Here is a 22,639-nt window from a genome sequence, read left to right as displayed (position 1 = left end):
GTAGCCTACATAAGTAAAGGTGCATAAAATTGTATTAATATTGATTTTTTTGGAAGAGAAGGGGGATATTTGTGAATGAGTTAATTGCAAAGCTCCATGAATTAAATATTGGCATTGTTAAGGAAAATGAATATTTAGCCAATCATACGACGATGAAGATAGGTGGTCCTGCGGATTTATTTATCGAGCCTTCTTCAATTGAAAATATGATTAAAACAATGGAATTAATGAATGAATATAAAGTGAAATGGACAGCAATTGGCAGAGGTTCAAATCTACTTGTTTCAGATCTAGGGATAGAGGGTGCAGTGATAAAACTTGGACGGGGAATGTCTGGCCTTACGATAAACGGAACAGAAGTAAAGGCAGGCGGGGGCTATTCTTTAGTCAGTCTTTCTACACAGCTTAGCAGACAAGGGCTGAGCGGACTAGAATTCGCAAGTGGGATCCCTGGTTCAGTAGGGGGAGCCGTATTTATGAATGCGGGTGCACACGGTTCAGATATTTCCAATATATTAACAAAGGCGCTCATCCTTTTTGAGAGCGGAAAAGTTGAGTGGCTATCAAATAAAGATATGATGTTTTCCTATCGAACCTCTGTGCTCCAAAAGGAACGGCCAGGCATAGTTCTTGAAGCAGCTTTCCAGCTGCAATCAGGAGACAAAGACATTATTTTCTCGGAAATGCAAAAAAATAAGGAATATCGTAAAGTTACCCAGCCATGGAATTTCCCTTGTGCTGGCAGCATCTTTAGAAATCCTCTGCCAAATCACGCTGGGAAGCTTATTCAGGAAGCTGGATTAAAGGGGTATTCCATCGGTGGAGCAAAAATATCTGATATGCACGGAAATTTTATTGTGAATACAGGCAATGCAACAGCACAAGATGTATTGTCATTAATTAGTTATATCAAGGATAAAATTTATGAATTATATCAGGTTGAAATGCACACGGAAGTGGAAATAATCGGTCGAAAGTAACGGGAAATAATCCTTACTTATTCAACTTCTTGTGATATAATTATACTCTAATGATCATAAGATTATTCGGGTAAAAGCGGCATGTCTGGACGTGCCGTTGTTTTCTCAATTATTGTATCCTAAAGGCTAGTGCTCGCTTTTCGGATGCAATAATTGGACAAGCAATTTTGTGATGTCTTGAGGTGGAGTGGAATGGAAAATGGGAAAATAGTATCTCTTGAGGATCGGATTCCTAAACTTAAGCAACAAAGGAGAAAAAAAGCAAATAGAAGACTTATTTTTTTACTCCTTCTGTTCTTTTCACTTATTGTATTTATTGTTTATTTCCAATCACCATTAAGTCATGTACATAAAATTGAAGTATTAGGAAATTCTTTTTATAGCGACAATGAACTGATAAACACAGCAGGCCTTTCAAAAAATACGAATATTTGGAAGGTGAAAGAAGGATCGCTTGAGGATAAACTAAAAAAGCTTCCTGAAGTAAAAACGGCAACTGTTAAAGTTAATTTGCCGAATACAGTTTCTATTACTATAAAGGAATATAAACGGATTGCCTACATAAAAAAATATAAACATTATTTTCCAGTAAATGAAAATGGGAAGATATTAGAGAATACTGGTGAAAATGAGGAAATTCCAGCAAATGCCCCAATTCTTATCGGTTTTTCCGAAGGCAATGTCCTGAATGAAATGATAGAAGAACTTGGAAAACTGCCGGATGAAGTGTTCAATTCTATTTCAGAGATTCATCATACCCCAAAAGAGACTGATAAGTATCATGTTACACTTTTCATGAATGATGGATTTGAGGTTAGTGCTACGGTTAGAAGCTTTTCGGAAAAAATGGCACATTACCCTTCTATCGTAAGCCAATTAGATCCTGCCAAGGAAGGAGTTATTGATATGGAGGTCGGCTCTTATTTTAAAGCATATGAACAAGAGGGAGCTGATGAAAATGAAAATAAGGAAGAAACTGAAGGTGAAGGGTAATCATGTAATATTTTCATTAGTTTTCCTAGTTCTCGGTTATATTATTGCCTTTTCTTATCATGTGACGAAAAGTGAAGGAGAGAATACAGCTATTACAGGAAAACAGTGGGATAGAGATTTAGAACTTCGTCATCAATTGGTTGATTTGGAGAAAAAAAATCTCAAATTACAAAAGGACTTGCATAAAAAGCAAGAGCAGGTTCGTGAAATTGAAAATGAATTGTCACAGGAAGCTCAAGTTTATTTTAACCTTGCAGAAGATACAGAGAAATTAAGAATGTATCTAGGGAAGATTGCAGTAAAAGGGGAAGGTGTAGAGGTGACTCTCGCAGATGGCGCCTATAACCCGGATGAAGAAAATATAAATAATTATATTGTTCATGAACAACATGTTTTTAAGGTTATCAATGAATTGTATATTTCTGGTGCTTCAGCCATTGCCATTAATGGACAAAGGCTTTCTCATAATTCCTATATTGTTTGCAATGGTCCTGTAATTGAAATTGACGGTTACCAGCATCCAGCTCCCTTTGTTATTTCTGCTATTGGAGATGCTGAGGTATTATCTTCTGCATTAAATTTAACAGGAGGAGTAAAGGACTCCTTAGTAAATGAAAATATTCAATTTACTATAGAAGAGAAAGGTGAAGTAGTAATGGAGCCATTATTACAAGCTTCTTAACTTATAGGGAAGATAGATCCTAGTAAAAGCTTCTCACACTAGTTTAACGTCCACTTTTTAAATAAAGTTTGGAAAGCAAGGTGAAAAACGTGGACAGGAAGAAAAATAATCTTAGTTTCACACTTATTGCCATCGTGATAGGTTTTATGATTGCCATTCAGTTTAGAACGGTAAAGGAGCCTGTAGTCCGCGATACTCGAGATACATGGCAGCTTCGTGATGACATCCTGAAAGAAAACGAGCTGCAACTAAAATTAATTCGTGAAGTTCAATCGCATGAAGCGAAGATTGCCCAGTATGAAACGAAGCTAAAGCATAGCAAGGAGCAAGTTTTAAGAGATACTTTGAAAGAGCTAAAGGAAGAGGCGGGACTAACAGAAGTAACTGGATATGGAATTATCTTATCAATTGAGCCTGTGATGGAAGATTTACTTATTGGCAAAACAGTATCTAATGTATCTCCTGACTTATTGAAAAGATTAGTAAATGAACTGAATATGTATGAAGCAACACATATAGCAATAGATAACCAACGTCTTATCAATACTACAGTTATCCGAGATATAAATAATGAAACAAAAATTGATGGTCATTCAATTAAGAAACTTCCATTTGAAATAATGGTCATCGCTGAAGATGCAAAGGGAGCTGAGAAATTATACAACAGGATGCAAGTATCAAAATCAGCTGATGAATTTTTTGTTGACAATTTACGGGTGAAAGTGATTAAACCAGAAGGGAAAATAACAATCCCCGCCTATCAAAATTCAATTAGAATTAGGGATATGAAGCCTGTAGATCCTGATAAAGGAGGCAATTCATAATGTGGCTTCCTGTATTAGGACTAATTATTGGTGTGATACTCGGATTATTTACAGAAATAAAAGTACCTGAGGAATACGCAAATTATTTATCAATTGCTGTACTTGCCGGCCTTGATACACTCTTTGGAGGAATAAGGGCGCAACTTCAAAATATTTATGATGAAAAGGTCTTTGTTTCAGGTTTCTTTTTTAATATTATACTTGCTGCAAGTTTGGCTTTTCTAGGTGTCCATCTTGGTGTAGACTTATATTTAGCGGCAGTATTTGCATTTGGGGTGAGATTATTCCAAAATATTGCTGTTATTAGAAGGATTTTGTTAACGAAATGGACAAGCAGCAGGGAAAAAACAGAAAAAAATTAATTTTTAAAAAGGGAAAAGGATAGTTGTGACGAATAATTTTATAGTATAAATAAATTATCAAAGGAAAATTTGGAGCAAATTATGGTGCTTTAGTGGGTATTTTAAAGAATTTTTTGCTCCGATATTGCCTTCTACTATCTTTTCGATTCAAAAAAAGTCAATTAAACCAGAATAATATAGTTTTTTTAACCATCAAAGTTAAAGTTAATGAACGAAAAATGTTATTGGGTATTGAAATGCAAAAGGAGGTGCCAAAGAATGAACAACAATGAAATATATGTAAGTCTTGACATCGGTACATCCAGTGTAAAGGTTATCATTGGAGAAATGGTCAACGACTCTTTAAATATAATTGGTGTCGGCAGTGTAAAGTCCGAGGGGTTAAGAAAAGGATCCATTGTTGATATAGATGAAACCGTTCATTCGATAAGGAAAGCAATTGAACAGGCTGAGAGAATGATAGGAATGGAAATTACTAGTGTGATAGTGGGGATTACTGGGAATCACGTCATGCTTCAGCCTTCACATGGTGTAGTTGCCGTATCTAGTGAGAATAGGGAAATATCAAATGAGGATGTTGCAAGAGTCATTGATGCGGCACAAGTCGTTTCCATTCCACCAGAAAGAGATATTATTGATGTCATTCCTAGACAATTTATTGTCGATGGGTTAGATGAGATCAGTGATCCTCGCGGGATGATCGGTGTCCGCCTTGAAATGGAAGGAACGATCATTACTGGATCGAAGACAGTCCTACATAATACATTACGCTGTGTTGAACGTGCTGGTCTTGAGATTATTGATATTACACTTCAGCCTCTAGCTGCTGGAGCATATGCACTATCTAAGGATGAAAAGAACCTTGGGGTTGCTCTAGTGGATATTGGTGGTGGTTCAACAACCATTGCTCTATTTGAGCAGGGAATACTTAAAGCTACAAGTGTCTTACCAGTCGGAGGAGATCATATTACGAAAGACATATCAATTGGCCTGCGGACTTCTACAGAAGATGCAGAGAAAATAAAAATAAAATATGGATATGCTTTCTATGATCATGCATCTGAAGATGAAGTATTTAGTGTTCCTATTATCGGAAGTGACCAGCATCAGCAATTTAATCAGCTGGAAATATCCGATATAATTGAAGCAAGAATGGAAGAAATCTTTGATCTCATCCAAAATGAAATAAGACGTTTAGGCACCCATGACTTGCCTGGTGGGTATGTATTGTCAGGCGGGGTGGCAAATACGCAGGGGATACTAGAACTAGCTCAGTATGTATTACAGAATCGGGTTCGTATTGCCATTCCGGATTATATTGGTGTTAGAGAGCCTCAATATACTACGGCAGTTGGATTAATTAAATTTGCATATAAAAATGCAAAGCTTCAAGGAAGAGATATGGGGGGAGCAGCCTCTGTCAATACTCAGGAAATGAAAGAAAAACGCGTACAAAAACAACCGCAACCGAAAACAAAGCCGGAAAAACAACCGGAAGAAAAAATTACATCAAGAGTGAAGAAGTTCCTTGGATACTTTTTTGAGTAAAAATGGTGTTCTTTAGGAACATCGACGAATTAGGAGGATTTGTCATGTTGGAATTTGATACTAATTTAGATTCATTAGCAACGATAAAAGTCATCGGCGTTGGCGGCGGCGGTAACAACGCGGTTAACCGAATGATTGAACATGGTGTACAAGGGGTAGAATTTATAGCTGTTAATACCGATGCTCAAGCTTTAAATCTATCAAAAGCAGAAATAAAAATGCAAATTGGCGGAAAGTTGACACGTGGTCTTGGAGCTGGTGCTAACCCTGAAGTTGGAAAAAAGGCAGCTGAGGAGAGTAAAGAGCAAATTGAAGAAGCATTAAAGGGAGCAGACATGGTTTTTGTTACTGCTGGAATGGGTGGCGGAACTGGAACTGGTGCAGCTCCAGTAATTGCCCAAATTGCGAGGGACTTAGGTGCTTTGACAGTTGGTGTTGTTACCCGTCCATTCACTTTTGAAGGCCGTAAGCGTTCAACACAAGCTGCGGGTGGAATTACTTCAATGAAGGAAGCGGTTGACACTCTCATTGTTATCCCAAATGATCGATTATTAGAAATTGTAGATAAAAGCACACCGATGCTGGAAGCATTCCGTGAAGCAGATAATGTCCTTCGTCAAGGGGTACAAGGGATTTCTGATTTAATTGCTACACCAGGATTAATCAATTTAGACTTTGCAGATGTTAAAACAATTATGTCTAACCAAGGATCAGCCTTAATGGGAATCGGGATTGCTTCAGGTGAAAATCGTGCGACTGAAGCAGCAAAAAAAGCAATTTCGTCTCCATTACTTGAGAAATCAATTGATGGTGCTCAAGGGGTTTTGATGAACATTACTGGCGGCACCAATTTAAGTTTATATGAAGTTCAAGAAGCAGCTGACATTGTTGCAACAGCATCTGATCAAGATGTTAACATGATCTTTGGTTCTGTTATAAATGAGGATCTAAATGATGAGATTCTTGTAACAGTTATCGCAACTGGATTTAATGAAGATGTCATTCAGGTAAAGCAGCCACAAACAAGACCATCATTTGGACAACAAAAGCCAAATGCGATGGGAACTGTTAAACGTGAGCAAAAGAGAGAAGAGATTTCGCATGAACCAGTGAGGAATACTCCATCACAACAAGCAGAAGAAACATTAGATATCCCAACATTCTTACGCAACCGAAATAGAAGAAGATAATCTAAAAATATAGTAAAAGACATGCTCCAATTAAGAGCATGTCTTTTTTTCTGAAAGGAGTTATCTGAGCAACGTGCTATCACTTATCAAACTTCAGATGTACTTCCTACGATAAGTCAAAACGGTTTGTTCTCACTGTTTTTTTATCAAAAAAACTGTTCCTTCTGCGATTGTACAGTGATGACCAATGCGCTAACGCTTTTCTTATGAATGTTCAGGTTCTTTCAATTTCATAGCTGGACCAAAGAACTCATAGCGAATATTTTCTCTTTTAATTCCTGCTTCTATTAAAGCTTCGAACATGGCTTGCATAAAGACAACCGGTCCGCACATATACACAATTGAATCTTTATCACTTATAATGGATTTCAGCCAGTTAGCTGTAATAAATCCTTCCTTATCAAATCTTTTTTCTTCTTTGTCAATGGAAGTAGGCTTTTCATAACAAATATAGCTTGTTATACTTTCATTTTTAAGGTCAATTTCTTTCACTTCATCGTAAAATGCATGAACATTTCCGTTTATTGCCGCATGGACGAATACTGTTCGCTTATTCGTATCAGCTAAATGATTTAGCATGCTAAGCATAGGTGTAATACCTACACCGCCGCTAAGTAAAAGGATGGATTTGTCATTGTTTTCCTCAAATACAAAATCGCCTGCAGGTGCACTGATTTCAATAAAATCACCTACCTGAATCTCATTATGCAAGTAATTTGAGACGATTCCAGCTGGTTTACCCTTCATTTCATCCTCGCGCTTAACTGAGATACGGTAAAACTCATTATTTGGAGAGGTGGATAAGCTATATTGACGAATATGTGTAAACTGCTGTCCAGGAATGTTTGTAAGCTTTAGGCTAATATATTGTCCTGGCAAAAAATTAGTAACTTCACTGCCATCTGCCGGTTTAAAATAGAATGATTTTATGCAATCACTCTCTTGGATAATTTTTTCAATTTTAAAATTTTTGAAATCCTTCCATCCGCCTGGCTGATTTTCAGTGGCCTCGTACATAGCTTTCTCTACGTGAATAAACGCATCTGCGATGACTCCATATGCCTTTGCCCATGCATCAATAATTTCTTCTGTTGCCCCATCTTGAAGCACCTCTTTGATTGCTAATAACAAATGCTCACCAACGATTGGATAATGCTCTGGCTTGATTCCTAAAGAACGATGCTTATGGGCAATTTGAGTGACTGCTGGGAGAATGGCTTCAAGCTGATCAATATACTTTGCAGCTGCATAAACTGTGCTGGCAAGAGCCTTTTGCTGCCGACCTTGTTTTTGATTTGCGTGATTAAAAATATTTAATAATTCTGGGTGATTATTGAACATTAATTCATAGAAGGTTTTTGTGATTGCCTCCCCATGTTGTTCTAAAACGGGCACAGTGCTCTTAATAATATCAATTGTGTTTTGTTCTAACATGTTGTAAAACTCCTTTTCACTATTTTCCTTGTAATTATAGTGAATTCAATAGGTGACCACCGTGATTTACATCACACATTTTAGAAAAGGAATTATTTTTAACGAATGAAATAGATAAATAATGACAAAATCCGAAGAGAATAGTGAAAATTTCTATCGTTTTCATTACAGAAAGTGACACACTCCATCTAGCGAGTACGTTATACTTTTTTTAACAGATTAGTAGGGTTAAAGATAGAAGATAATTCCATTCTTGTATATTCCAATTAGTCAAAATAGATAAAGGGAGGAAGAAGATTGGAGGTTTATTTAGATATTATATGGGCTTTGAATTTTTTATTTGATAGCCTCCTCCTTTATTTAACAGCCATTATTTTAAAAAGGGATGCCCGGCTCTGGAGAATTTTTGCGGGGGGATTGATCGGTTCAATCATTATTCTATTATCAATCACTCCATTACATTCCTATGCTGGTCATCCGATAACGAAATTGTTGTTTTCAATTGTTATGGTACTGACATCTTTTGGATTTAAAAGATTTCGTTTTTTTCTAAGAGGTTTACTGACATTTTATTTAGTAACTTTTTTAATTGGCGGCTCATTAATAGGTGTCCATTATTTTGTTAAATTTGATTTTAATCTTTCAAATACTGTTTTAATGGCAAGTATAAAGGGCTTTGGTGACCCAATTAGCTGGTTATTTGTTCTCTTAGGTTTTCCGATAGCCTGGCATTTTTCTAAACGAAATATGGAAGCCATTGAAATAACAAAAATTCAATATGATTCAATAGTCAAAGTGATCATTCAGATAAATGATGTATCATATCAATTTAAGGGATTAATTGATAGTGGAAATCAGCTATATGATCCGATTTCAAAAATGCCTGTAATGTTTATTTCAATTAGAGAAAGAGTAGCTGATTTTCCTAACTATCTAGTTGAAATGGCACAAAACCCTGAAAAGTTCATTCTTGGAACCGAAGCAGTCGCACAAGATTGGGAAAATAGAATGCGTATTATCCCGTACAGTGTACTTGGACAAGAGCATCAATTGATCATAGCCATTAAGCCGGATAAAATTCTTATCGGAAAAGAAGGGGAGCTCTATCATGTGGAAAGGGGTTTGATTTCATTTTCCGTACAACAGCTTTCACCAGATGATGCATTTCAGTGTATCGTACACCCAAAAATGTTAACAAGCACTAAAATAGCTAATATTAAACATGCTTAATGGGTATATTCTATAATTTTCTATACAGAGGAGGACATTCCATGAAAAGGTTAAAGCTTCGCATCTCATACTATTGGTATAAAATTTTAATGAAACTCGGTCTGAAAACGGATGAAGTATTTTACATCGGCGGAAGTGAAGCGCTGCCTCCTCCTTTAAGCAAAGAAGAAGAGGAAGTATTATTAGAAAAGCTCCCTAATGGAGATAAGGCTGCAAGATCTATTCTTATTGAAAGAAATTTGCGCTTAGTTGTCTATATTGCTAGAAAATTTGAAAATACAGGAATCAATATAGAAGATTTAATTAGTATCGGGACAATTGGATTGATTAAGGCAGTCAATACATTTAACCCTGAGAAGAAAATAAAGCTAGCTACATATGCCTCAAGATGTATTGAAAATGAAATCCTTATGTATTTAAGAAGAAATAACAAAATTCGTTCTGAAGTTTCATTTGATGAGCCATTAAATATTGATTGGGATGGAAATGAGCTATTGTTATCAGACGTACTAGGAACAGATGAAGATATTATCACGAAGGATTTGGAAGCAAATGTCGATAAGAAGCTGCTTTCTAAAGCATTACATCAGCTATCTGATCGGGAAAAGCAAATCATGGAACTTCGCTTTGGTCTTGGAACTGGGGAAGAGAAAACTCAGAAGGATGTCGCAGATATGCTTGGTATTTCTCAGTCTTATATTTCCCGATTGGAAAAAAGAATTATTAAAAGATTGAAGAAGGAATTTAATAAAATGGTGTAGTTATTTTATTAATTGAAACTAAAAATATTTTTTTTATTGAAAACGACTGAAATACAGCCTATTTTAAGAAGTTTTTTCATTTTATACATGAATGGTGACTCGAAGTATGTGCATATTTTTCCTTCCCAAGGAAATACTGTTTTTTGTACAGCAGCTCCTGTGAGGAGGGAAAAGGATTGACTCGAAATAAAGTAGAAATTTGCGGTGTTGATACTTCGAAGCTTCCAGTATTGAAAAACGAAGAAATGAGAGAGCTCTTCAAGCAAATGCATAAGGGGGATATATCCGCACGGGAAAAACTCGTCAATGGTAATTTACGTCTCGTACTAAGTGTCATTCAGCGTTTTAACAATAGAGGCGAATTTGTTGATGACCTATTCCAGGTCGGCTGTATCGGCCTAATGAAATCTATTGATAATTTTGATTTAGGTCAAAACGTGAAGTTTTCCACCTACGCTGTTCCGATGATTATCGGAGAAATTAGAAGATATTTGCGGGATAATAATCCCATTCGGGTCTCTCGCTCTTTAAGGGATATTGCTTATAAGGCATTACAGGTGAGAGAACGATTAATGAGTAAAACATCCAAGGAGCCGACAGCTGCTGAAATTGCGAAAGAGCTTGATGTACCACATGAGGAAATTGTCTTTGCGTTAGATGCAATTCAAGATCCAGTCTCCTTATTTGAGCCAATTTATAATGATGGCGGTGACCCGATCTATGTGATGGATCAATTAAGTGATGAAAAAAATAAAGATATTCAGTGGATTGAGGAGATTGCTCTCAAAGAAGGGATGAGGAGGCTGAATGATCGAGAAAAAATGATTCTTAGAAAACGATTCTTCCAGGGTAAAACGCAAATGGAGGTAGCTGAAGAGATCGGTATATCACAAGCACAAGTGTCTAGACTTGAAAAAGCGGCAATTAAACAAATGAATAAAAATATCCAAAGCTAAAGCTGCCTAGTAGGCGGCTTTTTTCAATGTAAAAAGAAAATTGTCGGTTGGTGAACTGAACAATAAGAATAACAGGCGCAGAGAAGCATGGCGACCGACATTGACAAATTTAATTAGGCTGTGGCTCATGTTATAACAATAATTTTTCATATGTAATCATATATTTTATATAGAATGAATTACTGGGGGCGCGAGAAATGATTAAAATCTCTGAATTCCAATTAAAAGATGTTGTTAATGTATCAAACGGAAGAAAATTAGGAAATATTGGGGATATTGATATAAATATTCAGACAGGAAAAATAGATGCTGTGATTATTGGGGGGGCAGGGAAGGTATTAGGTTTTTTTGGACGTGACGATGATATTGTTATTCCATGGAAAAATATATTAAAAATTGGTGAAGACGTTATATTAGTGAGATATAAAGATAGTAATATGTTGAATAATGCAGAAGAAGATGCATAAATATGTCTTTTAAAACTGTGAAGTCAATGATTGTTATGGTAAACTAAAGAAAATATGAACAGCGAAAAGTTTCCGATTCACACTAAAAATTTGAATGTCTACGGAAGATCCGCTGTGATGGAAATTTGAAGCAGAGGGATATATATGGAACCATTTGTCTTGAATGATATTCGATTTTTTTTAATAAAGGAATGGATGGATAAATACCCTAATTTAGTTGCTGGATTCACGTCAAAAAATGGCGGTTTTAGTGAAGACTATTTTTCTACTTTGAATCTAGGCTTACATGTAAATGATTCAATATCTAGTGTTGAAAAAAATCGCCACTGTGTGGCAGACGCACTTCATTACCCAGTAGAACACTGGGTTGGAGCAGAACAAACCCATAACGTAAATATAGAAACGGTTATTAAGAAAGATGCTGGAAAAGGTGCACTTCGTTATGTAGAATCCTTCAAGGACACGGACGCCTTTTTAACCTTTGATAAAAACATTTTGTTAACATTATGCTTTGCAGATTGTGTCCCTTTATTCTTTTTACATGAAGATACAGGGGCAATTGGATTGGCACATGCAGGATGGAAGGGAACTGTAAGTGGGATAGCAGAAGAAATGGTGAATCTATACAAAGCAAAAGGCATTGAGGGAAAAGAACTTCATGTGATTATCGGTCCTTCAATATGCCGGAATTGTTATATTGTAGACGAACCTGTGATTAATTTAGTAAAGAGCAGGTTAGGGGAAGTTGAAAATCGTCTATTTAACCAAATACAAGAAAACCAATATGAGTTAGATTTAAAGGAAGTAAATAAAGCGATCCTTAAACACGCAGGTGTATTAGAAGAAAACATTCAAGTTTCAGACTTTTGTACCAGCTGTCATGAGGAACATTTTTTCTCCCATCGAAGAGACAAGGGGAATACGGGAAGAATGATGAGTTTTATCGGCTGGAAGGAGGGTTAACAGGTTTGAAGGTAGAAGAAAATCTGCAGAAGATTCAAGAAAACATCGAGATGGCTTGTAGAAGGTCTAACAGACAACCAAATGATGTAACGATTATTGCTGTTACTAAATATGTAACTATTGAACGGGCAAAGGAAGCGGTTGAGGCGGGGATTATCCATTTAGGAGAGAACCGGGATGAAGGTCTCCTGACTAAATGGGGTGTATTAAAGGACAAGCCAACATGGCATTATATAGGAACCTTACAATCGAGAAAAGTAAAAAATATCATCAATAAGGTTGATTACATCCACTCATTGGATCGAATGTCACTTGCGGAAGAAATAAATAAAAGAGCCGAAAAAGTAACGAATTGCTTGATTCAAGTGAATGTTTCAGGAGAAGAGTCTAAGCAAGGGCTACCTCCTCATGAAGTGAGTGAATTTGTATTAAGCTTAAGCAAGTATGATAAGATCCGAGTGTGTGGCCTGATGACAATGGCACCATTTACAGAGAATGAACAGGTGCTGCGTTCCTGTTTCCGAAAACTAAATGAGTTGCAGAGAAAAATCAAAAACTTAGAACTTAATTATGCGCCTTGCACAGAGCTTTCAATGGGCATGTCCAATGACTATATGATCGCTATTGAAGAAGGGGCAACAATGATAAGAATAGGCACCGCTTTAGTAGGCGAAGAATGAGTAGGAGGTTGATCAAAAATGAGTATCAAAACTAAATTTAAAACATTTTTCTTCTTAGATGATGATGAATATGACTATAAGGAAGAGGAAATGGTCGAAGAAGAATTGGAACCAGTTAAACAATCGCCAAAAGCTCAGCCAGCAGCACAAAAAAATAATATTGTTAGCCTTCAAAGTGTGCAAAAGTCATCCAAAATGGTCCTCGTTGAACCACGCGTTTATGCGGAAGCACAGGATATTGCTGACCATTTGAAGAATAGAAGAGCTGTTGTTGTTAATTTACAAAGAATTGAAAAAGATCAAGCAAAAAGAATTGTTGACTTCCTAAGCGGAACCGTCTATGCAATTGGCGGAGATATTCAAAAAATCGGTACAGATATTTTCCTTTGTACACCTGATAACATTGAGATTTCAGGAAATATTTCACAAATGATGCAAGAGCAAGATTTTGAAAATACGAGGTGGTAGCACTAAATGGGACTATTATTCAACATTATCGCAACGATTATCAATTATTATTCATGGGCCCTAATTATTTACATTCTATTATCATGGTTTCCAGGGGCAAGAGAATCTGCAATTGGGCAATTTTTAGCAAGGATCTGTGAGCCTTATTTAGAACCGTTTAGAAAAATTATTCCGCCACTTGGCATGATCGACATTTCTCCAATCGTTGCCATTTTAGTTCTTAAATTTGCAATAACCGGGTTAGCGCAATTATTTTCCTGGATAAGTTAAACAACGAAAGAGGGGCCTTTTTCGGCCCTTTTTAAAATGGTCAAATAAAGGGGTTTATGAATGAATGACGATTTACCAGCATTTCCGACCGGAAGAGAAGGAGTTTATTGATCAAGTTTTTAACTGGAAGGATACAGTCGATGCGTCCTATGCTCCAAAGTTAACTGATTTTCTTGATCCGAGGGAGCAGGAAATTGTTAGATCAATCATTGGCAGTCAAACGGAAGTAAAATTTGCATTATTTGGCGGTACTCACTCTTCAGAGCGAAGGCGTGCTATCATTTATCCGGATTATTTTCAAGTGGAAGCAGATGATTTTCAGATTTGTTTATTTGAAGTAGAGTACCCAATAAAATTTATTTCACTTGAACATCCGCAAGTGCTTGGCAGCCTAATGTCTTTAGGCTTAAAAAGAGGGAAATTTGGTGATATTCTTGTCCATGATGGGAGAATTCAGTTTTTTGTTTCAAAAGATGTAGAAGACTATATTTGTACACAATTCGACTCTGTTGGGAAAACATCTGTTAGCTTACGTGCCCAGCCACTCGAAAATGCCCTTCAGCCAGAAGAGAATTGGCATGAAATTTCTGTTACAGCTTCTTCACTGAGATTAGATACTGTCATTTCTGCCATCTATAATATATCAAGGCAAAAATCACAAGGATTTATCCAGCAAGGTTTGGTAAAATTAAATTGGACCTTAATTGAAAACCCTGCATTTGAGTGCAAAGAATATGATATGATATCTGTCAGAGGATATGGACGCTCAAAAATCATCTCCATTGAAGGAAAAACGAAAAAAGATAAATGGAAAATAACAGCCGGGAAAGCAAAATAATTGAATAGCCAGCAAATATAAATACATTAAAATATGGCTTGTGCTTGTAATTTCCTATTAAAATTATTTTTCAATTTGCAGGAATATGGTGCATGATGTCGAATTATTGCTCTATACATACTTGAAGGATTTTGGAGGTGGCCAAGATGCCATTAACACCGTTGGATATTCATAATAAGGAGTTTAGTAAGGGATTCCGAGGCTATGATGAAGACGAAGTGAACGAATTTCTTGACCAAGTGATAAAAGACTATGAAATTGTCATTCGGGAGAAAAAGGAATTGGAAGAAAGGCTTAATGATCTTAACGAACGTATCGGCCATTTCACAACGATTGAGGAAACATTAAATAAATCGATCGTCGTCGCTCAGGAAGCAGCTGAAGAAGTAAGAAGAAATGCGCAAAAAGAAGCAAAACTCATCATTAAAGAAGCTGAGAAAAATGCCGATCGGATTGTAAATGAATCTTTATCTAAAGCTAGAAAGATTGCACTTGAAATTGAAGAGTTGAAAAAGCAATCAAAGGTATTTAGGACCCGATTTAAAATGCTAATTGAAGCTCAATTAGATCTACTGAATAATGATGATTGGGATCATCTTCTTGAATATGAACTTGATGCAACTGAATTAAAGTCTGCACAAGAAGAAGATTCATTGGCTTGACGAAATTCAAATATATGCATATAATTTTTAAAACAAAGTAAATTAGGAAATATGAACTGTGAGAGGGACAGTACAATATTTGAACGCTTTAATCAGTGCATACATTTGCCTGTTAGCGATCCGGGGATGGTGAAAGCCCGGTTGAAGCAAAATATTGGAAAATCACCCTTGAGTTCCTTGCTGAACATTCAAATGAATTATTAAGCAAAGGCGATTCATTCGCGTTAAGAATGCTTGAGCGGATAGGAAGTGAATAATTTTCTATCTACAAGGGTGGTACCGCGGGAGATAAACCTTCTCGTCCCTTTTTGGGATGAGAGGGTTTTTTTATTTTCTTAACAGCAAGTTTTATTTGTGCTAAGAAGTGGAAATCATGGACTTAATGAGCAAAATTGGAGGAATTGACATGGATTACAAAGACACATTACTAATGCCAAAAACGGAATTTCCAATGAGAGGGAATTTACCGAAGCGCGAGCCGGAAATTCAAGCTAAATGGGAAGAGATGGACATTTACAAGAAAGTACAGGATCGTACGAAAGGCCGTCCGATGTTTGTTCTACATGATGGACCGCCTTATGCAAATGGTGATATCCATATGGGGCATGCATTAAACAAGATTCTTAAGGATATCATTGTTCGCCATAAATCAATGACAGGCTACAATGCACCTTATGTCCCAGGATGGGATACACACGGTCTGCCGATCGAGCAAGCCTTAACAAATAAGGGTGTTAAACGCAAAGAGATGACAGTTGCTGAGTTCCGAAAGCTTTGTGAAGAATATGCTTATGGACAAATTGACAGCCAACGTACGCAATTTAAACGTTTAGGTGTAAGAGGAGATTGGGAGAATCCATATATCACTTTAAAGCCTGAATATGAAGCACAGCAAATTAAAGTTTTTGGAGAAATGGCAAAGAAAGGATATATCTATAAAGGATTAAAGCCTGTCTACTGGTCTCCATCATCTGAATCTGCATTAGCCGAGGCAGAAATTGAATATAAAGATAAACGTTCTCCTTCTATCTATGTTGGATTTAAGGTAGCAGATGGAAAGAACGTTCTTGAAGCAGATACACAAATTGTCATTTGGACGACAACACCATGGACGATTCCAGCCAACTTAGGAATTTCTGTTCACCCAGAACTTACTTATGTTGTCGTTGAGGAAAAAGGAAGCCAGTATCTTGTTGCTGAAGATTTATTAGCTGCAGTAACAAAAGAGGTGGAATGGGAAAATCCGCAAGTTGTTAAAACAGTAAAAGGCGCTGAATTGGAACATATTCTTGCGAAACATCCGCTTTACGATCGAGCTTCACTTGTTATGTTAGGTGAACATGTGACTACTGATGCAGGAACTGGCTGTGTTCACACTGCACCAGGACACGGGGAAGACGACTTCTATGTTGGACAAAAATATGGTCTAGATGTACTGTGCCCAGTAGATGATCGCGGAGTTATGACGAAAGAAGCAACTGGCTTTGAAGGCTTATTTTATGATGAAGCAAATAAGCCTATTACTGAAAAGCTTGAGGCTGCAGGAGCCTTATTAAAACTTGCATTCATTACTCACTCATACCCGCATGACTGGAGAACGAAGAAGCCGGTTATCTTCCGTGCGACAGCTCAATGGTTTGCTTCCATTAAAGATTTCCGCACTGATCTTATGGACGCGGTAAAAGAAACAAAATGGGTTCCTGCTTGGGGAGAAACGAGATTATTTAATATGGTTCGTGACCGTGGCGATTGGTGTATCTCTCGTCAGCGTGCTTGGGGCGTACCAATTCCAGTTTTCTATGCGGAAAATGGAGATCCAATTATCACAGATGAAACAATCAATCACGTTTCCAATCTCTTCCGTGAACACGGTTCAAATATTTGGTTTAAACGCGAGGCGAAAGACCTGCTTCCAGAAGGCTTCACACATGCTGGTAGCCCGAATGGCAAGTTTACAAAAGAAACAGATATTATGGATGTATGGTTTGATTCTGGGTCATCCCACCAAGCTGTGCTTTTAGAGCGTGATGATCTACAGCGGCCTGCTGATTTATATCTTGAAGGATCTGACCAATATCGGGGCTGGTTTAATTCTTCCCTTTCAACAGCTGTTGCTGTTACTGGAAAGGCTCCATATAAAGGCGTGTTAAGCCATGGATTTGCTCTTGATGGCGAAGGAAGAAAAATGAGTAAATCGATTGGAAACGTCGTAGTTCCTGCAAAAGTTATGAACCAGCTTGGTGCAGATATTTTAAGACTTTGGGTTGCTTCTGTTGATTATCAAGCCGATGTTCGTGTATCTGATCCAATTTTAAAGCAAGTTGCCGAAGTGTACCGGAAAATCCGCAACACGTTCCGTTTCTTACTAGGAAATTTAGATGATTTTGATCCAGCTGTTAATAAAGTGGCATATGAAAACTTACGAGAAGTGGATCAGTTTATGCTTGTTAAGCTGAATAAATTGATTAAAACAGTTCGTAATGCCTATGAAAATTATGAGTTTGCTGGCATTTATCATGCAATTAACAATTTCTGTACACTTGATTTGAGTGCATTCTACCTCGATTTTGCGAAAGATATTTTGTATATTGAGGGCGCTGATCATAAGGATCGCCGGGCAATCCAAACAGTTCTTTATGAGAGCTTGCTTGCATTAACGAAATTAGTTGCTCCTATTCTTTCTCATACAGCTGATGAGGTATGGAGCTTCATCCCTTCAGTAAAAGAAGAAAGTGTTCAATTAACGGATATGCCTGAACATGAAGAGCTACCGAAGGCAAAAGCTCTAGAGGAAAAATGGACTTCATTCATGAAGCTTCGCGATGACGTCTTAAAGGCGCTAGAGGAAGCACGTAATGATAAAGTAATCGGTAAGTCACTGACTGCAAAAATTACGCTGTATGTAAATGAACAAGTAAGGGAATTGCTTGATTCAATTGACGAGAATTTAGAGCAGTTATTTATCGTCTCAGCATTTGAGCTAGCTGGAAAATTAGAAAATGCACCGGAAAATGCAGTTAAATTCGAAAATACTGCAATTGTTGTTACAAAGGCGGAGGGTGAAACATGTGAACGCTGCTGGATTGTTACACCTGAAGTAGGCAAGGTTGAAGAATTCAAAACCCTATGTCCTCGTTGTGCCGAAGTCGTACAAAATCACTATAGCCATCTTGTATAATCAAAAAGAGTCCCTGTTTTTCGCAGGGACTCTTTTTTTATACGTTCAGAAAATATAACTTTGGAGTTAGACATGGTCTAGCGCAAGCTTCTTGTACGGCTTGACCAAGTTGCTTGCGCTTTTCCTATAAATAATTCCATCTCCGTTAATTGTTGTTCCCGTTGTTAAAACTTTGCCCGTGTCTAAAAAAGACTCTCAAGAAATACTAAGGTAAAATATATGAACGGAGGAACAGACATGGATGCAAAAGTTGAGAAGCTCTATTCCGAACTCCGTAATACAAGGCAGGAACTATTGGAAAAATTAATGGATGATCGCAGTTCAAAACTGATTAGACCTTTTATTTTGGACGAATTATATGATGTGGAAAGCGCCCTTGAAAGGATTGAAAAAGGGGTTTTCGGAAAATGTGAAATTTCTGGTGAATTACTTCCAGACGATATTCTGGCGGAGGTTCCGACTTTAAAAACACTCGATGATTGTAATCAGTTGGAACATTATTATCGAAAATCTTTGTATGAATAAGAATAAGCGCTTACTGTCGTTTTTATGCAGAGTGTGCTAAAATGCAAAGGTAAAGATAAGAGATATGGGGGTTGCCTTTGTGTTTTATTACATAATTGCCTTATTTATTATTGCACTTGACCAATTAACGAAGTATTTAATTGTCAAAAACATGGAGCTTGGGGATAGTATAAAAGTGATTGAAGACTTTCTTTATATTACATCCCACAGAAATCGAGGAGCTGCTTGGGGAATTCTTGAAGGACAAATGTGGTTTTTTTATGTAATCACTGTTATCGTTATCATTGGAATTATTTACTACATTCAAAAAGCAGCTAAAGGAAAAATGTTATTTGGAGTATCGTTAGGATTTATGCTAGGGGGAGCGATCGGGAATTTTATTGATCGTGTTTTCCGAAACGAAGTCGTTGATTTTGTCAATACCTATATATTTGGTTATGACTTCCCTGTCTTTAATATTGCGGACTCCGCACTAGTTATTGGCGTGGCGATGCTAATGATCCAAATGCTATTAGAAGAGAGAGCTTTAAAAAAGGAGAAAACACATGGAGAAAATGGAACACACCATTCTTGAAGAGCAAGCAGGAGAGAGAATTGATAAAATTCTTTCAGGATTAAACAAAGAATGGTCACGAACACAAGTTCAGCAATGGATTAAAGAAGGGCATGTCCTTGTAAATAAACAACAAATTAAAACAAACTATAAATGTTCGTTAAATGATCGAATTGAGATCTCGATTCCAGTTCCTGAAGAATTAGATGTTGTACCGGAGAACATGGATCTAGATATATACTATGAGGATTCGGATGTATTAGTAGTAAATAAGCCGAAAGGAATGGTCGTCCATCCTGCACCTGGCCACTTAACTGGTACATTAGTGAATGGCTTAATGGCTCATTGTAAGGACCTTTCAGGAATTAATGGGGTTATGAGACCAGGGATTGTTCACCGCATCGATAAGGATACATCAGGTTTATTAATGGTAGCTAAGAATGATCTAGCTCACGAAAGTCTCGTGAATCAATTAGTTGAGAAAACAGTGACGAGGAAATATCGTGCGATTGTCCATGGGGTGATCCCCCATGATTATGGTACAATTGATGCGCCAATCGCCCGTGATCAAAAGGATAGACAAAGTATGGCTGTAACTGATAATGGCAAGAAGGCAGTCACCCATTTTCATGTACTTGATCGGTTTACAGATTTCACATTTGTAGAATGTCAATTAGAAACAGGAAGAACGCACCAAATTCGCGTTCATATGAAATATATTGGATATCCGCTGGCAGGAGATCCGAAGTACGGTCCAAGAAAGACATTAGATATTGGCGGTCAAGCCTTGCATGCAGGTATTTTAGGGTTTGTTCATCCGAGATCAGGTGAATACATGGAGTTCGAAGCTCCGCTTCCTCCTGGTTTTCAGCAGCTTGTTGACAAGCTGAAAAATAATCGTTGACAAGTATCAATGATTGCAATAAACTAAACCTAGTTAAATAATAGGTCCTTTAATACAGTCCCGTGAGGCTGAGAAGGAAACGGAAAAGTGTTAGGGTGTTACCCTAATTCTATGTACTCGTTACCCTCTCGCCGAATCGGTGAGAGGGTTTTTTATATAAAAGGAAAAGGCGGGGTTATAATAATGTCGCAAAAAGCAATTGTTCTTGATGAGCAGGCAATCCGCAGAGCTTTGACAAGGATTGCTCACGAAATTATCGAAAAAAATAAAGGAATTGAAGGCTGCGTCCTTGTTGGCATTCGAACAAGAGGAATTTATTTAGCAAGGCGTTTAGCTGAACGGATTCAGCAGATAGAAGGGGCAAGCATATCAGTAGGAGAACTTGACATCACCCTATACCGAGATGATTTATCGAAGGTGACTGAAAATAATGAGCCTTTAGTAAAGGGATCAGAGATTCCCGTTGATATTACCAATCAAAAAGTGATATTAGTAGATGATGTTCTCTATACAGGTAGAACCGTAAGAGCAGCACTCGATGCTCTAGTTGATATTGGCAGACCCTCATCAGTGCAGCTTGCTGTTTTAGTTGATCGAGGGCATAGAGAATTGCCAATCAGAGCTGACTATGTCGGTAAAAATATTCCTACTTCTAGCTCAGAAAAAATTGTTGTTGAACTTAGCGAGGTCGACGAACATGAGCATGTAAGTATTTTTGAAAACTAGTTGGCAAACCCTTTAAATAATAGCTCAGTGAGGCTAAAAAGGAATCGAGGAGAATGAAATATGAATAAGCCAGTTTTAGACATCAATGACTTTCCGAGCAAGACACAGCTAATCACGTTAAGCTTTCAGCATATGTTTGCAATGTTCGGCTCAACGATATTGGTCCCGCAATTAGTCGGTTTAAGCCCAGCAATTGCGCTTTTAACGAGTGGGATTGCTACGATTATCTTTTTATTCATTACACAATTTAAAGTTCCTGCTTACTTAGGCTCATCATTTGCCTTTATCACTCCCATTTTAATCGCAACAAATTATGGAGAGAGCCCAGGAAACGCAATGATTGGAGCAATGGCAGTCGGTATCACTTACTCGCTTGTCGCTCTTGTTATTTGGAAGGCTGGCTATAAATGGCTGATGCGGCTCTTACCTCCGATTGTAGTTGGTCCAGTCATCATGGTTATCGGGTTAGGGTTATCAGGAACTGCAGTGAATATGGCAATGAATGTCAACGATAAATATAGTTTTATTCACTTTACAGCTGCACTAGTTACATTATTTGCAGCAATCATCTTCACAGTGTATTTTAAAAATATTTTAAGTGCGATGCCGATATTACTTGGATTGATTATAGGTTATATATATTCAGCAATTATTGGAATTATCGATTATACTCCAGTAAAAGAAGCAAAATGGTTTGCGATGCCTGATTTCTTATTTCCTGGAGTCCATTATGAATTTAACATTACCTCTACTGTTTTGCTAGCAATGGTTCCAATCGTTCTTGTCACCATTTCTGAGCACATTGGTCACCAATTAGTACTCGGTAAAGTAGTAAATCGTAACTATATTAAAGATCCAGGCTTACATCGTTCGATTTTTGCAGATGGGTTAGGGACATTTGTTAGTGCTTTTCTCGGTGGACCACCGAAAACAACATATGGTGAAAACATTGGCGTCCTCGCAATTACGCGTGTATACTCCGTATATGTTATCTTTGGTGCGGCAGTTCTTGCGATTTTGTTCGCTTTTTTCGGAAAAGCAATGGCATTGATCCAAACGATTCCAACGGCAGTGCTTGGGGGCATTTCGATTTTATTGTTTGGGATCATCGCCTCAAGCGGCTTGCGAATGCTTGTTGAAAATAAGATTGATTTTGGCAAAAACAGAAATTTGGTGATCTCCTCAGTTATACTAGTTATTGGAATCGGAGGAGCGGCTTTAAGATTTTCTGAAGCCTTTGCGATAGAAGGAATGGCACTCGCTGCAATTGTTGGGGTCATCCTAAACCTTGTTTTACCAGGAAGAGAACTTGTCCAAGATGAGGATGAAATAATTTAATAAGTTACCTTTTAAACAAGTCCAGAGAGGCTTATAAGGGTGTTGAGTATAAGATATGGCAAAAGAAGAACATGCATGTCTCTTTAGTCATAACTATGCTTCGAAGT

General features: G+C 37.3%; 24 protein-coding genes and 1 other annotated feature. Of the genes, 23 read left to right on the top strand and 1 reads right to left on the bottom strand.

Annotated elements, in window-relative coordinates; translation table 11 throughout:
- The first annotated feature begins 71 nt into the window (after nucleotides 1–71).
- The 7 genes from murB (at nucleotide 72) to ftsZ (ending at nucleotide 6,579) form a co-directional block, all read left to right on the top strand.
- Complete coding sequence (gene murB, locus RUH74_RS02985) at nucleotides 72–980, top strand: UDP-N-acetylmuramate dehydrogenase (RefSeq protein ID WP_313798760.1); 909 nt, start codon at nucleotides 72–74, stop codon at nucleotides 978–980.
- 192 nt (nucleotides 981–1,172) lie between these two features.
- The gene (locus tag RUH74_RS02980) at nucleotides 1,173–1,973 is read left to right on the top strand and encodes a cell division protein FtsQ/DivIB (RefSeq protein WP_313798759.1); all 801 of its coding nucleotides are present in this window, start codon (nucleotides 1,173–1,175) and stop codon (nucleotides 1,971–1,973) included.
- Entirely contained in the window at nucleotides 1,939–2,655 is a 717-nt protein-coding gene (locus RUH74_RS02975) for a DUF881 domain-containing protein (RefSeq protein ID WP_313798758.1), read from the top strand. Before RUH74_RS02980 ends, RUH74_RS02975 begins: the two co-directional genes overlap by 35 nt.
- Nucleotides 2,656–2,744: 89 nt before the next feature.
- Nucleotides 2,745–3,479: a DUF881 domain-containing protein gene (locus RUH74_RS02970; RefSeq protein ID WP_313798757.1), complete on the top strand. Its 735-nt coding sequence runs from the start codon at nucleotides 2,745–2,747 to the stop codon at nucleotides 3,477–3,479.
- Nucleotides 3,479–3,841: a small basic family protein gene (locus RUH74_RS02965; RefSeq protein WP_313798755.1), complete on the top strand. Its 363-nt coding sequence runs from the start codon at nucleotides 3,479–3,481 to the stop codon at nucleotides 3,839–3,841. Before RUH74_RS02970 ends, RUH74_RS02965 begins: the two co-directional genes overlap by 1 nt.
- Before the next feature lie 258 nt (nucleotides 3,842–4,099).
- On the top strand, nucleotides 4,100–5,389 hold the full coding sequence (ftsA, locus tag RUH74_RS02960; RefSeq protein WP_313798754.1) for a cell division protein FtsA: 1,290 nt from the start codon (nucleotides 4,100–4,102) through the stop codon (nucleotides 5,387–5,389).
- A gap of 44 nt (nucleotides 5,390–5,433) precedes the next feature.
- Nucleotides 5,434–6,579 (top strand): cell division protein FtsZ, encoded by a 1,146-nt coding sequence (gene ftsZ / locus RUH74_RS02955; protein WP_313798753.1) that lies wholly within the window; start codon nucleotides 5,434–5,436, stop codon nucleotides 6,577–6,579.
- Between the two features lie 204 nt (nucleotides 6,580–6,783).
- On the opposite strand, the gene hmpA is transcribed toward ftsZ, so the two are convergent.
- Complete coding sequence (hmpA, locus tag RUH74_RS02950; protein ID WP_313798752.1) at nucleotides 6,784–8,013, bottom strand: NO-inducible flavohemoprotein; 1,230 nt, start codon at nucleotides 8,011–8,013, stop codon at nucleotides 6,784–6,786.
- A 297-nt stretch (nucleotides 8,014–8,310) separates the two neighbouring features.
- Between hmpA and spoIIGA the strand changes: the two genes are divergently transcribed.
- The 16 genes from spoIIGA to RUH74_RS02870 all read left to right on the top strand — a co-directional run bounded on the left by spoIIGA (nucleotide 8,311) and on the right by RUH74_RS02870 (nucleotide 22,532).
- Nucleotides 8,311–9,243, top strand: a complete 933-nt coding sequence (spoIIGA, locus tag RUH74_RS02945; RefSeq protein ID WP_313798751.1) for a sigma-E processing peptidase SpoIIGA — start codon at nucleotides 8,311–8,313, stop codon at nucleotides 9,241–9,243.
- 41 nt (nucleotides 9,244–9,284) lie between these two features.
- A complete protein-coding gene (gene sigE / locus RUH74_RS02940) occupies nucleotides 9,285–10,004 on the top strand; it encodes an RNA polymerase sporulation sigma factor SigE (protein ID WP_053475585.1) in 720 nt (239 codons plus the stop codon).
- Between the two features lie 176 nt (nucleotides 10,005–10,180).
- The gene (gene sigG / locus RUH74_RS02935) at nucleotides 10,181–10,960 is read left to right on the top strand and encodes an RNA polymerase sporulation sigma factor SigG (protein ID WP_053475586.1); all 780 of its coding nucleotides are present in this window, start codon (nucleotides 10,181–10,183) and stop codon (nucleotides 10,958–10,960) included.
- Nucleotides 10,961–11,157: 197 nt separating this feature from the next.
- Nucleotides 11,158–11,427: a YlmC/YmxH family sporulation protein gene (locus RUH74_RS02930; protein WP_313798750.1), complete on the top strand. Its 270-nt coding sequence runs from the start codon at nucleotides 11,158–11,160 to the stop codon at nucleotides 11,425–11,427.
- Nucleotides 11,428–11,571: 144 nt separating this feature from the next.
- On the top strand, nucleotides 11,572–12,390 hold the full coding sequence (pgeF, locus tag RUH74_RS02925; protein ID WP_313798749.1) for a peptidoglycan editing factor PgeF: 819 nt from the start codon (nucleotides 11,572–11,574) through the stop codon (nucleotides 12,388–12,390).
- Nucleotides 12,391–12,395: 5 nt separating this feature from the next.
- Nucleotides 12,396–13,070 carry a YggS family pyridoxal phosphate-dependent enzyme gene (locus RUH74_RS02920; RefSeq protein WP_313798748.1) on the top strand — a complete coding sequence of 225 codons (675 nt, stop codon included), beginning with the start codon at nucleotides 12,396–12,398 and terminating at the stop codon, nucleotides 13,068–13,070.
- Nucleotides 13,071–13,088: 18 nt separating this feature from the next.
- A complete protein-coding gene (locus tag RUH74_RS02915; protein ID WP_313798747.1) occupies nucleotides 13,089–13,538 on the top strand; it encodes a cell division protein SepF in 450 nt (149 codons plus the stop codon).
- A 6-nt stretch (nucleotides 13,539–13,544) separates the two neighbouring features.
- On the top strand, nucleotides 13,545–13,808 hold the full coding sequence (locus RUH74_RS02910; RefSeq protein WP_313798746.1) for a YggT family protein: 264 nt from the start codon (nucleotides 13,545–13,547) through the stop codon (nucleotides 13,806–13,808).
- 64 nt (nucleotides 13,809–13,872) lie between these two features.
- Nucleotides 13,873–14,646 carry a YlmH family RNA-binding protein gene (locus RUH74_RS02905; protein WP_313798745.1) on the top strand — a complete coding sequence of 258 codons (774 nt, stop codon included), beginning with the start codon at nucleotides 13,873–13,875 and terminating at the stop codon, nucleotides 14,644–14,646.
- 146 nt (nucleotides 14,647–14,792) lie between these two features.
- Nucleotides 14,793–15,308, top strand: a complete 516-nt coding sequence (locus RUH74_RS02900) for a DivIVA domain-containing protein (RefSeq protein ID WP_053475593.1) — start codon at nucleotides 14,793–14,795, stop codon at nucleotides 15,306–15,308.
- A gap of 49 nt (nucleotides 15,309–15,357) precedes the next feature.
- Nucleotides 15,358–15,617: a binding site (T-box leader), on the top strand.
- 97 nt (nucleotides 15,618–15,714) lie between these two features.
- The gene (gene ileS, locus RUH74_RS02895) at nucleotides 15,715–18,486 is read left to right on the top strand and encodes an isoleucine--tRNA ligase (protein WP_313798744.1); all 2,772 of its coding nucleotides are present in this window, start codon (nucleotides 15,715–15,717) and stop codon (nucleotides 18,484–18,486) included.
- Between the two features lie 237 nt (nucleotides 18,487–18,723).
- Nucleotides 18,724–19,011 carry a hypothetical protein gene (locus RUH74_RS02890; protein ID WP_313798743.1) on the top strand — a complete coding sequence of 96 codons (288 nt, stop codon included), beginning with the start codon at nucleotides 18,724–18,726 and terminating at the stop codon, nucleotides 19,009–19,011.
- Nucleotides 19,012–19,090: 79 nt separating this feature from the next.
- Nucleotides 19,091–19,585, top strand: a complete 495-nt coding sequence (gene lspA / locus RUH74_RS02885) for a signal peptidase II (protein WP_313798742.1) — start codon at nucleotides 19,091–19,093, stop codon at nucleotides 19,583–19,585.
- The gene (locus RUH74_RS02880; protein ID WP_313798741.1) at nucleotides 19,557–20,468 is read left to right on the top strand and encodes an RluA family pseudouridine synthase; all 912 of its coding nucleotides are present in this window, start codon (nucleotides 19,557–19,559) and stop codon (nucleotides 20,466–20,468) included. The genes lspA and RUH74_RS02880 overlap by 29 nt, the downstream gene beginning before the upstream one ends.
- A gap of 183 nt (nucleotides 20,469–20,651) precedes the next feature.
- Nucleotides 20,652–21,194 carry a bifunctional pyr operon transcriptional regulator/uracil phosphoribosyltransferase PyrR gene (gene pyrR / locus RUH74_RS02875; protein WP_313798740.1) on the top strand — a complete coding sequence of 181 codons (543 nt, stop codon included), beginning with the start codon at nucleotides 20,652–20,654 and terminating at the stop codon, nucleotides 21,192–21,194.
- Between the two features lie 60 nt (nucleotides 21,195–21,254).
- Nucleotides 21,255–22,532: a solute carrier family 23 protein gene (locus tag RUH74_RS02870; protein WP_313798739.1), complete on the top strand. Its 1,278-nt coding sequence runs from the start codon at nucleotides 21,255–21,257 to the stop codon at nucleotides 22,530–22,532.
- Nucleotides 22,533–22,639 lie beyond the last annotated feature (107 nt).

Origin of the sequence: Cytobacillus sp. (assembly GCF_032154635.1) — a bacterium.
In the GTDB taxonomy this organism is placed as follows: domain Bacteria; phylum Bacillota; class Bacilli; order Bacillales; family Cytobacillaceae; genus Cytobacillus.
The sequence above is the reverse complement of the archived record's forward strand: the minus strand, read 5'-3'. Positions and strand labels throughout refer to the sequence as shown.

What these genes read in the sequence shown, in the direction of transcription:
- RUH74_RS02980 (WP_313798759.1), top strand. Translation starts at nt 1,173, where the DNA reads ATGGAAAATGGGAAAATAGTATCTCTTGAGGATCGGATTCCTAAACTT.
- RUH74_RS02900 (WP_053475593.1), top strand. Translation starts at nt 14,793, where the DNA reads ATGCCATTAACACCGTTGGATATTCATAATAAGGAGTTTAGTAAGGGA.
- RUH74_RS02930 (WP_313798750.1), top strand. Translation starts at nt 11,158, where the DNA reads ATGATTAAAATCTCTGAATTCCAATTAAAAGATGTTGTTAATGTATCA.
- RUH74_RS02905 (WP_313798745.1), top strand. Translation starts at nt 13,873, where the DNA reads ATGACGATTTACCAGCATTTCCGACCGGAAGAGAAGGAGTTTATTGAT.
- sigE (WP_053475585.1), top strand. Translation starts at nt 9,285, where the DNA reads ATGAAAAGGTTAAAGCTTCGCATCTCATACTATTGGTATAAAATTTTA.
- RUH74_RS02870 (WP_313798739.1), top strand. Translation starts at nt 21,255, where the DNA reads ATGAATAAGCCAGTTTTAGACATCAATGACTTTCCGAGCAAGACACAG.
- RUH74_RS02910 (WP_313798746.1), top strand. Translation starts at nt 13,545, where the DNA reads ATGGGACTATTATTCAACATTATCGCAACGATTATCAATTATTATTCA.
- pyrR (WP_313798740.1), top strand. Translation starts at nt 20,652, where the DNA reads ATGTCGCAAAAAGCAATTGTTCTTGATGAGCAGGCAATCCGCAGAGCT.
- RUH74_RS02890 (WP_313798743.1), top strand. Translation starts at nt 18,724, where the DNA reads ATGGATGCAAAAGTTGAGAAGCTCTATTCCGAACTCCGTAATACAAGG.
- hmpA (WP_313798752.1), bottom strand. Translation starts at nt 8,013, where the DNA reads ATGTTAGAACAAAACACAATTGATATTATTAAGAGCACTGTGCCCGTT.
- RUH74_RS02880 (WP_313798741.1), top strand. Translation starts at nt 19,557, where the DNA reads ATGGAGAAAATGGAACACACCATTCTTGAAGAGCAAGCAGGAGAGAGA.
- ftsA (WP_313798754.1), top strand. Translation starts at nt 4,100, where the DNA reads ATGAACAACAATGAAATATATGTAAGTCTTGACATCGGTACATCCAGT.
- pgeF (WP_313798749.1), top strand. Translation starts at nt 11,572, where the DNA reads ATGGAACCATTTGTCTTGAATGATATTCGATTTTTTTTAATAAAGGAA.
- RUH74_RS02975 (WP_313798758.1), top strand. Translation starts at nt 1,939, where the DNA reads ATGAAAATAAGGAAGAAACTGAAGGTGAAGGGTAATCATGTAATATTT.
- ileS (WP_313798744.1), top strand. Translation starts at nt 15,715, where the DNA reads ATGGATTACAAAGACACATTACTAATGCCAAAAACGGAATTTCCAATG.
- RUH74_RS02965 (WP_313798755.1), top strand. Translation starts at nt 3,479, where the DNA reads ATGTGGCTTCCTGTATTAGGACTAATTATTGGTGTGATACTCGGATTA.
- ftsZ (WP_313798753.1), top strand. Translation starts at nt 5,434, where the DNA reads ATGTTGGAATTTGATACTAATTTAGATTCATTAGCAACGATAAAAGTC.
- RUH74_RS02915 (WP_313798747.1), top strand. Translation starts at nt 13,089, where the DNA reads ATGAGTATCAAAACTAAATTTAAAACATTTTTCTTCTTAGATGATGAT.